Origin of the sequence: Streptomyces sp. NPDC051133, assembly GCF_040682635.1 — a bacterium.
Lineage (GTDB): Bacteria > Actinomycetota > Actinomycetes > Streptomycetales > Streptomycetaceae > Streptomyces.
The window spans coordinates 37,786-49,986 of sequence record NZ_JBFBBK010000058.1 but is presented as its reverse complement, the minus strand read 5'-3'; the positions used below and the strand labels follow the sequence as shown (position 1 = coordinate 49,986).

Below are 12,201 nucleotides of genomic sequence, written 5' to 3'. Positions count from 1 at the left end.
CCCCGACTGGATGGGGCGGCTGCCCGACTCCACGGGTCTGGGACGGATGTCGATCCCGGGGACCCACGACACCATGGCCGTCCACGGTGGACTCGCCCCCTGGTACTACCAGACCCAGGAGAACCACGGCGACAGCGCGGACAGCCTGACCGCGCAGCTGAACGCGGGTATCCGCTCCCTCGACATCCGCGTCCGCATCGTCAACGGCAACACGGCGTTCGCCATCCACCACACGAACGTCTACCAGAACGCCAACCTCGACGACGTCCTCACCAAGACCCGGACCTTCCTCGCCGCCCACCCGGGCGAGACCGTGCTCATGAGCCTGCACGGCGAGTGCGACGGCGACACCACCGAGGGCGGCACCGGCGGCCCGCAGATCGGCAAGTGCGTGGACGACCCGGCCGACGCCACGGGCGCCGACCGCATCCGCATCCTCAACGGCTACCTGGCCCGCTACCCCGGCCTGTTCTACGCACCCACGGTGACCGGCACCGGCACGGCCGAGACCCCCACCCTGGGCCAGGCACGCGGCCACATCGTCCTCACCGGCTTCAGCGGCCCCAGAGGACAGGTGTACGACGGATTCGGGCTCTCACACTGGCTTTCCACCCCCTTCATCCCGTGGACCGAGTGCAACCTGGACACCCGGTGGTCGCTGGTCACCGCGAGCCTCCAGCAGATCACCGCCGACACGACCAACACCCTCGGAGGCACCGGGCTCTCCGCCAGCTGTCCCCCCTTCGGCGCCACCTACACGCAGGTGGCCAACGGCTACGGCGGCGAACAGGGCATGAACCAGCGACTCCTCGACTACCTGCACACGACCTCGGGTCACACCGGCGTCATCGGCATGGACTGGCCGGGCGGCCCGCTCATCGACGCCGTCATCGCCCACAACTCCACCGGCGCCGCCGCAGGGTCGTAACGCCGACGACGAGGCGGCCACGCGCGGCGCGGTCCCCGCTGCACGGCGTGGGTGACCTCGGTGCCCATGGACATCGAACTGATAGGAGGCGAGCCCGAGTTCGAGCGGCTCGTCGCCGAGGTCGAGGAGACCGGCGAGCGCGTCCGGCTCACCGTGGACGGCGAGCCGGCGCGGGTGCTCCTGCCGGCGGCCGAACTGGCGGCACTGGAGTACTGGGCCGTCAGCGGTGCTCCTCGCCGAGGGGTGCCTGACGGGCGAGGAACTCGGCGAAGGCCGCCGACTGTTTCGGCCCCATGCACTCCTGGCGCCCGTGCATCGCCTGCTCTTCCAGCCGCGCCGGCGTTTCGGCGTCGCGCAGCGGGTGCCACTCCCCCACGACCGGTTCTCCTGTCGAAGGCGGGGTGGGCGTAGCGGGTGGGGCGTCGCGGGTGGGGCGTCGCGGGTGGGGCGTCGCGGGTGGGGCGTCGCGGGTGGGGCGTCGTGGCCGGCGGGAACCAGCGCCGAGAGCCGATGTCGATCTTCACTCGAAGGGGCGAACGTGATCGATTGTTCGCTGCCTCGGTGGACCACGGCCGGGGTGTCCTCGAAGTCGCCGGTCCACCTCACCCCGCGCTCACTCGTCCGGCCCACGCGGGCTGGGGAAGTCAGGTGTCTGCGCGGGCGGCGACGCCCTGGCTGGGTGAAGCTGAGGGCGTGAGCAACAGGAGCAAGCGCCCGGTAAGTGCTGAGCAGATCCGCGCCGCGCTGGCCGCTCTGGCGGGTGAGCCGGTGGCCGAGCCGGAGAAGCGACCCGAGGGGACGCAGGAGGAGGACCGTCTGCACCTGCTGGGCGGTCTGCTGGCCAGAACGGAGCTCGAGATCACCGCCGCGACCCGTCTGACCGAGGAAGGGGAGGTCGAGGACGTCCTGGAGACGTTGCACGGCTGGGGGGAACAGCTGGGAGACGATCCCGGGCTCGCGGTCAACGTCCTGACGAACAGGCTGCAGCGCACCGCGCTGCAGTTCTCCGAACCCGAGGCGGAAGAGCTGCCACCCGGCCGGGAGGCCGCCTTCGCCGCCGTCATGACGGCGGTGTACACGCTCGGCGCCCAGCTGCACGCGGATCGCGGCGATACGGAGGGAACGCGACACGCCCTGAGCGGGGCGGAAGAAGCCCTCATCGACATCCTGCAAGGCATGCACGACCTGCGCGTCGCCATCGGCGACACGGCCGGACCGGAGGACCAGGCCGAGGACTGACCGCTGAGGCGGCTGGACGCGGTCCCCCTGCACGCGCTTCAAGTCCATGCTCGCCGGCGTCGTTCCCGACGTCGACGCCGACGCCGAGGATCCTGTCGTCGACCTCCAGCCCGCAGGAGGACACATGAGTTCTGAGCCATCCGCCGCCCCCGCCCCCCGAGACCCGGCCCTGCTGGGGCAGACCCTCGTCGTCATCGGGGGAAGCGCGGGCATCGGGCTGGCGACCGCCCGACACGCCCGCGCCGAGGGCGCCGACGTGATCATCACCGGCCGGAACGCCGATCGGCTGCGCACCGCGGCGAGGGAGGTCGACGCGGTGAGCACCGCCTCGTTCGACGCTCACGACGCGGCACAGGTCGCGCGGTTCTTCCAGGAGCTGTCCGGGCCGGTCGACCATGTACTGGTCACGGCCGGAGGCCCGTCGTACGGCCGCCTGCTGGATCTGGACGCCGAGCGGGCCCGCCGGGCGATCAGCGACCACATGGTGGTGGCACTCGAGGTCGCGCGACACTGCGTCGACACGGTGCGCCCCGGCGGCACGCTGCTGCTCCTGGGCGGCACCGGTGCGCGGCGGGTCCGGGCCGGGCTCGGGATCGCGCCGGCGGTGACCGCCGCGATGCCCGCGTTCACCGCGGGCCTGGCACTGGAGCTCGCGCCGATCCGCGTCAACCTGATCGCCGCCGGGTTCGTGGACACGCCGCTGTCGGCGAGGCTCCTCGGGGAAGAACTCGATGCCCGCCGCGAGAAGTTGCGCGAGACGCTGCCCATCGGCCGCGTCGTCGGGCCTGCCGACGTCGCGGCCCTCGCCGTGCACCTCATGACCAACACCGCACTCACCGGCGCGACCTACGACATCGACGGCGGCCAGCAACTCACCGACTGACGGCGAAAGCGCCGGGTCCGGTTCCGCGGGGGGCAGGGGTCGAGGCGCGGTCCGTCTGCTCGCGGACCGGAATATCCCGGGCGGGGCCGCGGCTGACCCGATCATGAGTGAGATCCTCGTGACCGGCGCAACCGGCAATGTGGGCCGCCAAGTTGTCGTCCAGCTTCTGGCCCGTGGCGGCTCCGTACGTGCGCTGGCGCGTGATCCCGAGAGGGCCGGACTGCCGGCGGGAGCCAAGGTCGTAGGCGGAGACCTGTCCCGGCCGGACACGCTGGAGGAGGCACTGACCGGCACCGGCACGGTGTTCTTGATCTGGCCCTTCCTCACGGCCGAACACGCTCCCGCCGTGCTGGAGACGATTGCGCGGCATGCCCGCCGCATCGTCTATCTCTCGTCGTCCGGGGTGAACGAGAGCACCGAACGGCAGGCCGACCCGATCAACCAGCTCCACGCCGACATGGAGCGCCTGATCGAAGGGTCCGGCATGGAGTGGACCTTCCTGCGGTCGAACACCATCGCCTCCAACGCACGGGGCTGGGCCGAGCAGATCCGCGCCGGGCACGTCGTCCGCGGCCCCGACATCGCGGCAACGGCGGTGGTTCACGAGCGCGACGTCGCGGCCGTCGCGGTACGTGTGCTGACCGATGGCGGACACTCGGGCGGGAAACACGTCCTGACCGGCCCACAGGTGCTCGGCAGAGCCGAGCAGGTACGGCTGATCGGGGAAGCGATCGGCCGGCCGACGCGCTTCGAGAAGGTGCCGGTGGAGGCCGCACGTCAGCAGATGCTCGCCGACGGCAGGCCGCCCGCTCTCGTCGAGGCCCTGCTGGCCAGTGCGCAGACGCGACCTGAATCGCACGTGATCACGTCGACGGTGGAGGAGATCACCGGAGCGCCGGCGCGCACGTTCCGGTCATGGGCGCAAGAGCACGCGGACGGGTTCCGCTGAGCCGAACGGTCCGGACACCGCGGCTACCGGGGTGTCACGGCGTTCAGCCAGTCGTCGACGGTGACGACGTCCGCCCACTGCGGGAACAGCCTCTCGGTGAGCATCCGGTGGACCTCGGGGTCGGTGTCGAGGCAGGCGTCCGACAGGACGGTGAGAGCGAAGTCCAGGTCGCCTGCCTGGCAGAGGGTGTACAGCACCACACCGCTGGTGGCGATGCCTGCGAGAACGAGGCTGTCGACACCGCGAGCCCTGAGCACCATGTCGAGGTCGCTGCCCGAGAAGGCGCTCCCCCGACGCTTGGTGACCACGACGTCGCCCTGCCGGGGCGCGATCCCGGGGTGGATCCCGGTGCCGGGTTCCCCCTCGGTGAAGAGGCCGGCCCGCGCGGCGGCGCTGATCACCCTGTTGCGCGTGCTGACCTCCGGATGGCCGGGACGCAGTCCGATGACCACGTAGATCACCGGGATGCCGGCCGCCCGAGCGCCGTCGATCGCCCTGCGCAGGCGCGGCACGTACTCGGAGCCGTCATCGGCGATGTCCACGATGTCGCGTTGCACGTCCATCACGAGGAGGGCGCTGTGGGCCATGTCCGCGATCCCTTCTGCATCGGGAAAGAGCACGTCCGGAGGGAACCGTAGCGGCGACCGTCACCGCGCGTCGTGTCGTCGCACGGACGGGAGCGCCAGCACCACCCCGACCGCCGTCAGCTGCCACAGCGCACCGAGTCCCAGGAGCCGTTCCGCTCCCACGGCCCCGGAGACGGGCCCGGCCAGCGCCAGTCCGAGCGGCCCCAGAGCGAAGGCGCCCAGGCTGTCGAAGGCGCCGATACGGCCGCGGACCTCGGCGGGTACGTCGCGCTGGATGACCGTCGTCACGAGGGTGCTGCACACCGCTGCCCCGGCCCCCGCGAGGAGTGCGGCGGCTGCCACCCAGGCCAGCGGCATCCTCACGGCCAGTGCGGCCGCCGGTATCGCCCAGCCCGCGGACGCGGCCACGGACCAGGCCAGTGCCCGGCCGGGGTTCCGGCCGAGGAGCGCCAGGCCCCCGGCGATGGAGCCGATGCCGTACAGGGCCAGCACCAGCCCCCAGGCGCCCGCGCCACCGAGCCGCTGCTGGGCGAGAGCCGGCCCCAGCACCAGGAACGGCGCCCAGAGGGCGAAGTTGAAGAGGCTGATGTGGAGGGTCGTGACCCACAGCCATGTCCGGGACGTGAACTCCTGCCAGCCGCGCCCCAGTTCGGTGAGCAGTCCGCGGCGGGGCGCGGCCGACCGCGACAGGGGCAGCCCGGCCAGGGCCAGGACGCTCACGCCATAGCTGACGGCGTCGACAGCGACCACTGTGCCCGCGTCGGACACCGCGATGAGCACACCGGCCAGCCCTGGTCCCGCGACCGAGGCCACAGCCTGGGTGATCTGCAGCAGCGAGTTGGCGTCCGCGAGTTCGTCCGCGGGAACGAGATCGGGCACCAGAGCCGTCAGGCCCGGGCCGAACCCTCCCTCGCCGATTCCCAGGACCACCGCCAGTACCACCGCTTCGCAGACCCTCGCGCTGTGGGTCAGGAGCAGCACGGCCAGCGCACCCTGCGAGGCGAACCGGAGCGCATCCGCTGTCAGCATGACCGCACGGGGTCCGATCCGATCGGCGAGCACGCCGCCGAGCAGCAGTACCGCCAGCACCGCGAGGATCCGGGCCGCCATCACCACCCCGACGGCGTCGGCCCCACCGCCGGGCAGCCGCAGCACGGCGAAGGTCGTAGCGATCGTGTTCATCCCGGAGCCGAGCAGCGACGTGCTCTGGCCGACCAGGAAACGGCGGAACCGGTGGTGCCGCAGCGCACGCAGACGGTGAGCGGTCGAGCGGACCCTGGCTGCGGCAGGAGGGCGAGTGCCGAGTGTCATGGGGCTGCACTATTCCTCCACCATCGCATTCCTTACAAGCACTTCCAGGAAAGAAATTCGCGCCTTTCTGGAATCATTTCACTTCCGCTTGAATTGGCGCAGTAAATGGGCTGCGTTTACTGCAACATCACTGGTGGTAAGGTCAGTTACCCGAGAACACGACAGTCTTCACGACGCTCATTTACTGCGGGTGGCTCACATGCGTAAGCGGCAAGTCGACGGCGCGGGCGGCGCGTTTCGCCCGGCGCCGGTCGAATACGGCGCCGCCGTCGACCGCTACCTGACCGCGGCCGGTCTCGGCAACGCCTCCCTCCGTGTCTACCGCATCTCACTGCACGGGTGGGCATGGCCCTTGGTCGACCGCCGGGCCCCGATCGGTCGTGAGCGCAGGGGCGCTCGTCCGCCCGTCGTTCCGCTCGCCGTGCTCGACGCCCCCAAGGCCCCGGAGCGGCTGCAACGCGGACTGGCCGACCGCGCGTCCGCCGCGCAACCACGCACAGTGGCCCGGGAACTGGCCTGTCTCCGGTCGGCTACGGCGTGGTGGCTGGCGCGAGGGTGGATCGCCACCGACCCCGCCATCCGCCTGGAACCGGCAACGCAGCTTTCCGACGCGGCACTTGTGCTCTCCGATGCCCCTACGGCGGTGCGGGAGACCGCCGTCGGCCCGGACCGGGCCCGCGCCGTCCTCGCCTTGCGGGCGCCGCTCAGGGAGTTGACTCTGTGGCACCTGCTCCACGAGTCGCGCGCCCCCGTCGAACGGGTCCTCGCCCTCGACATCGACCACCTCGACCTGCCCGGTCGGCGCACCAGGGAGCGTGCGGCGGGCGCCCTGGGCTGGGGGCCGGGCACGGCGCGCCTGCTGCCCCTGCTGCTGGCCGGTCGCACCGCGGGGCCGGTGTTCGTCACCGACCGCCGGGCCCCGGCCACCACGCCGGCGGCTGACCGCTGCCCGGTGACCGGCCGAGGGCGGCTTTCCTACCGCAGGGCCGCGGAACTCTTCACCGCCGCGACCGGACCACTCGATCCGGCCGGCCGCGGCTGGACCCTGCTCGTCCTGCGCGACCGCGCCGTCCCGGCCACCGCACGCACGTAGCGCTCTGCCGGCGGGAGAGCCTCACCGGCGGGCGTGGCGGATCTTCAATCGTCCGAAGCCCATGGTCCCGGAGATGCGGATCTTCGGACCGCCGGGGCGGAGACGTCGCGGGGCCTTGTATCGCAGGTCCTTCCACGTGGTGCGCACGCCCTCGACGTCGACGACGGCGTCGTGAGGCACCGTGATTCTGGCTCCGCCGGTTCCGAGCTGCAGCTCTATGTCGACGACGGGATGGTCGATGACCGCCCGGGACAGATCCAGGCGCACCCTTCCGTAGGCCGACTCGACCTTGAGGATCCGCGGTACCCGCCATGGGCCTCGCCGGTCGATCCGCCCGCCCGCGGCGGCGATCGTCGACGTCGTGCCCGGATGCTTCTCCGGGAGTGAGACCAGAGCCGACGCGAGGTCACCATGCGTCGTGGCGGTGAGCACCCGGTCGAGACGTTCGCCCAACTCCTCGTGCGAGATGTGTTGATCACCGTATGCGTCTCGCAGACGCCGGACGGCTGTCTCGCGGTCGTCCTCGTCGAGCGGGGCCAACGGATCTTCCTGCGCAGAGGTCACCGGCTCACTCCAGTGCCGCGTCGGCCATGGGCAGTGCGGCGTCGCTCAGGCCGAGGCGGAGATGCTCGACGTGGTAGAGGGCCTGGTCGAGAAGTTCGGCCACGTGGTTGTCGTAGAGGGCGTAGACGACCGAACGGCCGTTGCGGGTGCCGGTGACGAGGCCGAGGTTGCGCAGCAGGCGCAGTTGGTGGGAACAGGCGGACTGCTCCATGCCGACCTCGGCGGCCAGCTCGGTCGCGGGCAGGGGCCCTTCGCGCAGGCGGGCGAGGATGAGCAGGCGGGAGGGGGTGGCCAGGGCCTGGAGGGTGGTGGCGACCTTGGCGGCGCCGGCCGCGTCCAGGCGTGCGCGCGGAACGTTACGGGAAGGTGGTGCGGCTCCGTGACCCATGCGCACATGGTACGCCGCGCCATGAACACATGAATCGATGTTCATTCGTTCCTGTTACGGTGGTCCGGTCGGACGCCGTCCGCCGTCGTGTCACTTCAAGGGATCGTTTCGAGGGACCGTGTCGATGTCTTCCACTCTGACCCGCCCGGCCCCACCCGGGGACGCCCCGCGTGCAGCCCTGGCGCCACTGCGCAGGAGCGGGGTCTTCACGCTGCCCGAGGCCCGCTGGGCGGCCGCGGCTCTGGTGCTGTTCCTGCTCGCGCTGCCGCCGTACCTGACCGGCGCGCCGGGCTGGGCGTGGGGGCCGTTGTTCGCCCTCACCTACGTCAGCGGCGGCTGGGAACCGGGCTGGGCCGGTCTGCAGGCCCTGCGTGGCAAGACCCTGGACGTGGACCTGCTGATGGTGGTGGCCGCGCTCGGGGCGGCGGCGATCGGGCAGGTGCTGGACGGTGCGCTGCTCATCGTCATCTTCGCCACTTCCGGCGCTCTGGAGGCGATCGCCACCGCCCGCACGGCCGACTCGGTGCGCGGCTTGCTCGACCTTGCCCCGACGACTGCCACCCGGCTCACCGACGACGGCACCGAGGAGACCGTACCGACCGAGCGGCTCGGCGTGGGCGACACCGTGCTCGTACGGCCCGGTGAGCGGATCGGGGCCGACGGCCGGGTCCTGGACGGGGTCAGCGAGGTCGACCAGGCCACCATCACCGGCGAGCCCCTGCCGGTGGCCAGGCAGGAGGGTGACGAGGTCTTCGCCGGCACCCTGAACGGCACCGGCGCCCTGCGGGTGAGGGTCGAGCGCGACCCGGCCGACTCGGTGATCGCCCGGATCGTGGCCATGGTCCAGGAGGCCTCCGAGACGAAGGCCCCCACCCAGCTGTTCATCGAGAAGGTCGAACAGCGCTACAGCCTCGGCATGGTCACCGCGACCCTCGCCCTGTTCGTCCTGCCGCTGGTCCTCGGCGCCGACCTGCGGTCCACGCTGCTGCGCGCCATGACCTTCATGATCGTCGCTTCGCCCTGTGCCGTCGTACTGGCCACCATGCCACCGCTGCTGTCGGCCATCGCCAACGCGGGCCGGCACGGAGTGCTGGTGAAGTCCGCTGTGGTCATGGAGCGTCTGGGACAGGTGGACGCGGTCGCCCTGGACAAGACCGGCACGCTGACCGAGGGCGCCCCGCGCGTGACCGACGTCCGGCCGCTGACCGGCTCCGGGCTGACCGAGGACGAGCTGCTGCGGCTGGCGGCCGCGGCCGAGCACCCCAGTGAGCATCCGCTGGCCCGGGCGGTCGTGGACGCCGCCCGCACCCGGGCCCTGGACATTCCGGTGGTGCGGGACTTCGGCTCCGCCCCCGGCATCGGCGTGACGGCCACCGTGGCGGGCGGGGCGGTCGCGGTCGGCAGCCCCGCCCGCCTGCTGGAGGCCCACGCGGGCCACCCGGCCGTCGCCGTGGCCGCCGGCCTGGAGGAGGAGGGCCGCACCGCCGTGCTGGTCACCCTCGACGGCACGCCGGTGGGGGTGCTGGGCGTCGCCGACCGGCTTCGTGCGGAGGCCGCCGCCACCGTCACGGCCTTGGCCGGGCTGACGGGCACTCCCCCGGTGCTGGTCACGGGGGACAACCCGCGCGCGGCCACCCGGCTCGCCGGTGAGGCCGGTATCACGGACGTCCGCGCGGGGCTGCTGCCGCGGGACAAGGTGCGCGCGGTGCGGGAGTTGGAACAGGCCGGGCGGAAGGTGCTGGTGGTCGGCGACGGCGTCAACGACGCCCCGGCGCTGGCCGCCGCCCACACCGGCATCGCCATGGGCCGCGCCGGCTCCGACCTCGCCCTGGAGACCGCCGACGCGGTCGTGGTGCGCGACGAGCTGGCGGCCGTCCCCGCCGTCGTCCGTCTCTCCCGCCGAGCGCGCGGCCTGGTCGTGCAGAACCTGGTCATCGCCGCGGTGTTCATCACCGGCCTGGTCATCTGGGACCTGGCCGGCACCCTGCCGCTGCCGCTCGGGGTCGCCGGGCACGAGGGTTCCACCGTCATCGTCGGTCTCAACGGCCTGCGGCTGCTCGCCGACGGTGCCTGGCGCCGCGTCCGTACGGAGGGTGTGCGGTGACCGCTGGACACGACGGCCCCGGCATGCCGCCGGTGGCCCATCCGACCGAGGAGGGCGGGACCGTGCGGGAGTGGACCGAGGCGGACGTTCCGGTGATCGCGGGCCGGCTCCGCACCTGGCCGGACGGCGGCGGCGCCGGTGATGCCCGATGAGCCGCCGCGCCCGCAGGTCCGCCCCCGCCTCCGGGGCCGCCGGCTGCACCGTCACCGTCTGCCGGGGCTGCTGCTGCGGCACCGGGAAGGTCCCCGGTGTCGACCATGCCGCTCAGCTGGCCGGCTTGCGACGCGCGCTGGAGGGCACCGCGCAGCTACGGGTGACCGACTGCCTGGACGCCTGCGAGCACGCCAACGTCGTCGTCGTTCAGCCTTCCGCCGCCGGCCGGGCCGCCGGCGGACGACCGGTGTGGCTGGGTCTGGTCAACGACCCGGACGCCACCGAGGACATCGCCGCCTGGGCAGAAGCCGGTGGTCCCGGGCTCGTGGACCCGCCCGGTGTACTCGACCTGTACGCCTTCTCCCCCTCCCGCCGCGTCCGCCGGGCCGTCGACGACTGACCGGACACGGTTCACCTCGCCCGTCAGAAAATCGGTGCGCTCATGGTCCCGCCCGTTGCCGCTGGTCGGCGGCGCTCATTGGACCTTCCGCCGAGGGAGTCGGGCGTCCGTGGTCGGGACAGCGCATTGCCGGTGCCGGGGGCGGCGGATTGGATCACCAGGGTCGAGAAGGGGGCGGAGCGCATGACATCGATGCTGGACGGCTGTACACCCTGGCCCGAGGTGTTCGTCGACCGCTACTGGGCGGTCGGGCACTGGCGTGGAACACGCTGGACAACCTGCTGCGGGAATGGGCACAGCGGTACGGGCCGCGGACCGCGCTCGTGCACGGCGACACCCGCATCACGTACGCGCACCTGAACCGGCGCGTGGAGCGCATGGCCGCCGGATTCCAGCTGCGCGGCCTCCGGCCCCGGCAACGGGTCGTCGTCCAGCTGCCGAACGTTCCCGAGTTCGTCGTCACCGTGTTCGCGCTGATGCGCGTCGGCGCGGTCCCCGTGTTCTGCCCGGTCTCGCACCGCACGCCCGAGGTGTCCCACGTCGTGCGGGTCGCCGAGGCCGTCGGTCACGTCGGCCCTTCGACGTACCAGGGCTTCGACCACACGGCGATGGTCGCGGACATCGCGGCCCAAGGGCCGTTTCCGCGCCGCGCGTTCACCTATGAGGCGCCGGGCACCGCGTCCCCGTACGGCGGCCTCACGACCGACGTGTCGGGCTGCCACTACTTCCCGCTGGGCTCCCTGGACTCCCCGCCCGAGCGGGCGCGGGCCCACAGCGCCGACCAGGTGGCGTTCTTCCTGCTTTCCGGCGACACCGCCATGGCACCCCGGCTCGTTCCGCGCACCCACAACGACTACGCCTACCAGGCGCGGGCCGCCGCCGAACTGGTGTCGCTCACCGAGGACGACGTGTACCTCGCCGCGCTGCCCGCCGAACACAACTTCACCTTCGGCTGCCCCGGCATCGTCGGCACCCTCTCGGTCGGCGGCACCGTCGTCCTGGCCGAGGACCCGGACCCCGCCGCATGCCTTCCGGTCGTCGCACGCGAGCGGGTCACCCTCACCTCGCTGTCCCCCGCCGACGCCCGGCTCTGGCTCGACGCGCTCACCACGGTCCGGTCCGACCTGAGCAGTCTGCGTCTGCTGCAGCTCACCGGCTCGCCCCCGCAGCCGGCTGCCGCCGCACGCGTGGGCGCCCGCGTGAGCGCCGAACTGGGCTGTCGCCTGCAGCAGGTCTTCGGCACGGCCGAGGGGCTGCTCACGCTCACCCGGCCCGGCGATCCCGAGGAGACCGTCCTCACCACGCAGGGCCGCCCGCTCTCACCGGACGACGAGATCCGCATCGTCGGCACCGACGGCAACGACGTACCGGACGGGGATCCCGGCGAACTCCTCGCCCGTGGTCCGTACACCCCGCGGGGCTACTTCCGGGCTCCCGACCTGAACGCACGCCGCTTCACCCCCGACGGCTACTTCCGCACCGGCTGTGTCGCACGGCGCACCCCGGACGGCAACCTGGCGGTGACGGGGCGCCTCGACCGGCGCTGAGGCCGCCCGGCTCCGGCACCCAGCCCGGCCGATGTGCCGCGGGCCCCCCGGCCGA

General features: G+C 72.4%; 14 protein-coding genes and 1 pseudogene. 10 read left to right on the top strand and 5 right to left on the bottom strand.

Annotated features, from left to right (window positions below):
* Together AB0N17_RS38145 and AB0N17_RS38140 are read left to right on the top strand one after the other, a co-directional pair.
* A partial coding sequence (locus AB0N17_RS38145; protein ID WP_366016253.1) for a phosphatidylinositol-specific phospholipase C domain-containing protein occupies nt 1–928 on the top strand: 928 nt, incomplete at its 5' end.
* A gap of 66 nt (nt 929–994) precedes the next feature.
* Nucleotides 995–1,126 (top strand): annotated as a pseudogene (locus AB0N17_RS38140) (type II toxin-antitoxin system prevent-host-death family antitoxin); the annotation flags it as partial.
* A 22-nt stretch (nt 1,127–1,148) separates the two neighbouring features.
* On the opposite strand, the gene AB0N17_RS38135 reads toward AB0N17_RS38140, so the two are convergent.
* On the bottom strand, nt 1,149–1,304 hold the full coding sequence (locus AB0N17_RS38135; protein ID WP_366016257.1) for a hypothetical protein: 156 nt from the start codon (nt 1,302–1,304) through the stop codon (nt 1,149–1,151).
* A gap of 317 nt (nt 1,305–1,621) precedes the next feature.
* Here AB0N17_RS38135 and AB0N17_RS38130 point away from each other — a divergent pair, with 317 nt between their 5' ends.
* From AB0N17_RS38130 to AB0N17_RS38120, 3 genes are all read left to right on the top strand, one after another.
* Nucleotides 1,622–2,167 (top strand): hypothetical protein, encoded by a 546-nt coding sequence (locus tag AB0N17_RS38130; RefSeq protein ID WP_366016252.1) that lies wholly within the window; start codon nt 1,622–1,624, stop codon nt 2,165–2,167.
* Nucleotides 2,168–2,291: 124 nt separating this feature from the next.
* Nucleotides 2,292–3,050 carry an SDR family oxidoreductase gene (locus AB0N17_RS38125; protein ID WP_366016251.1) on the top strand — a complete coding sequence of 253 codons (759 nt, stop codon included), beginning with the start codon at nt 2,292–2,294 and terminating at the stop codon, nt 3,048–3,050.
* Nucleotides 3,051–3,153: 103 nt separating this feature from the next.
* Nucleotides 3,154–3,999 carry an NAD(P)H-binding protein gene (locus AB0N17_RS38120; RefSeq protein WP_366016250.1) on the top strand — a complete coding sequence of 282 codons (846 nt, stop codon included), beginning with the start codon at nt 3,154–3,156 and terminating at the stop codon, nt 3,997–3,999.
* Nucleotides 4,000–4,022: 23 nt separating this feature from the next.
* Here AB0N17_RS38120 and AB0N17_RS38115 read toward each other — a convergent pair whose 3' ends face one another.
* Nucleotides 4,023–4,586 (bottom strand): cysteine hydrolase, encoded by a 564-nt coding sequence (locus AB0N17_RS38115; RefSeq protein ID WP_366016249.1) that lies wholly within the window; start codon nt 4,584–4,586, stop codon nt 4,023–4,025.
* A gap of 60 nt (nt 4,587–4,646) precedes the next feature.
* A complete protein-coding gene (locus AB0N17_RS38110; protein ID WP_366016248.1) occupies nt 4,647–5,897 on the bottom strand; it encodes an MFS transporter in 1,251 nt (416 codons plus the stop codon).
* Nucleotides 5,898–6,096: 199 nt separating this feature from the next.
* Here AB0N17_RS38110 and AB0N17_RS38105 point away from each other — a divergent pair, with 199 nt between their 5' ends.
* Nucleotides 6,097–6,990, top strand: coding sequence for a hypothetical protein (locus AB0N17_RS38105; protein WP_366016247.1), 894 nt, complete (start codon nt 6,097–6,099; stop codon nt 6,988–6,990).
* A gap of 21 nt (nt 6,991–7,011) precedes the next feature.
* On the opposite strand, the gene AB0N17_RS38100 is transcribed toward AB0N17_RS38105, so the two are convergent.
* Together AB0N17_RS38100 and AB0N17_RS38095 are read right to left on the bottom strand one after the other, a co-directional pair.
* Nucleotides 7,012–7,554 (bottom strand): DUF1707 domain-containing protein, encoded by a 543-nt coding sequence (locus tag AB0N17_RS38100; RefSeq protein WP_366016246.1) that lies wholly within the window; start codon nt 7,552–7,554, stop codon nt 7,012–7,014.
* Between the two features lie 4 nt (nt 7,555–7,558).
* Nucleotides 7,559–7,942 (bottom strand): metalloregulator ArsR/SmtB family transcription factor, encoded by a 384-nt coding sequence (locus AB0N17_RS38095; protein WP_366016245.1) that lies wholly within the window; start codon nt 7,940–7,942, stop codon nt 7,559–7,561.
* Between the two features lie 124 nt (nt 7,943–8,066).
* Between AB0N17_RS38095 and AB0N17_RS38090 the strand changes: the two genes are divergently transcribed.
* From AB0N17_RS38090 to AB0N17_RS38075, 4 genes are all read left to right on the top strand, one after another.
* Nucleotides 8,067–10,046, top strand: coding sequence for a heavy metal translocating P-type ATPase (locus tag AB0N17_RS38090; RefSeq protein WP_366016244.1), 1,980 nt, complete (start codon nt 8,067–8,069; stop codon nt 10,044–10,046).
* Nucleotides 10,043–10,198: a hypothetical protein gene (locus AB0N17_RS38085; protein WP_366016243.1), complete on the top strand. Its 156-nt coding sequence runs from the start codon at nt 10,043–10,045 to the stop codon at nt 10,196–10,198. The genes AB0N17_RS38090 and AB0N17_RS38085 overlap by 4 nt, the downstream gene beginning before the upstream one ends.
* Complete coding sequence (locus AB0N17_RS38080) at nt 10,195–10,599, top strand: (2Fe-2S) ferredoxin domain-containing protein (RefSeq protein WP_366016242.1); 405 nt, start codon at nt 10,195–10,197, stop codon at nt 10,597–10,599. The genes AB0N17_RS38085 and AB0N17_RS38080 overlap by 4 nt, the downstream gene beginning before the upstream one ends.
* 323 nt (nt 10,600–10,922) lie before the next feature.
* Nucleotides 10,923–12,146, top strand: coding sequence for an AMP-binding protein (locus AB0N17_RS38075; protein WP_366016241.1), 1,224 nt, complete (start codon nt 10,923–10,925; stop codon nt 12,144–12,146).
* The last annotated feature ends 55 nt before the right edge of the window (nt 12,147–12,201 follow it).

Coding starts and splice junctions, on each gene's coding strand:
- AB0N17_RS38125 (WP_366016251.1), top strand. CDS start 2,292: ATGAGTTCTGAGCCATCCGCCGCCCCCGCCCCCCGAGACCCGGCCCTG.
- AB0N17_RS38120 (WP_366016250.1), top strand. CDS start 3,154: ATGAGTGAGATCCTCGTGACCGGCGCAACCGGCAATGTGGGCCGCCAA.
- AB0N17_RS38115 (WP_366016249.1), bottom strand. CDS start 4,586: ATGGCCCACAGCGCCCTCCTCGTGATGGACGTGCAACGCGACATCGTG.
- AB0N17_RS38110 (WP_366016248.1), bottom strand. CDS start 5,897: ATGACACTCGGCACTCGCCCTCCTGCCGCAGCCAGGGTCCGCTCGACC.
- AB0N17_RS38105 (WP_366016247.1), top strand. CDS start 6,097: ATGCGTAAGCGGCAAGTCGACGGCGCGGGCGGCGCGTTTCGCCCGGCG.
- AB0N17_RS38095 (WP_366016245.1), bottom strand. CDS start 7,942: ATGGGTCACGGAGCCGCACCACCTTCCCGTAACGTTCCGCGCGCACGC.
- AB0N17_RS38090 (WP_366016244.1), top strand. CDS start 8,067: ATGTCTTCCACTCTGACCCGCCCGGCCCCACCCGGGGACGCCCCGCGT.
- AB0N17_RS38080 (WP_366016242.1), top strand. CDS start 10,195: ATGAGCCGCCGCGCCCGCAGGTCCGCCCCCGCCTCCGGGGCCGCCGGC.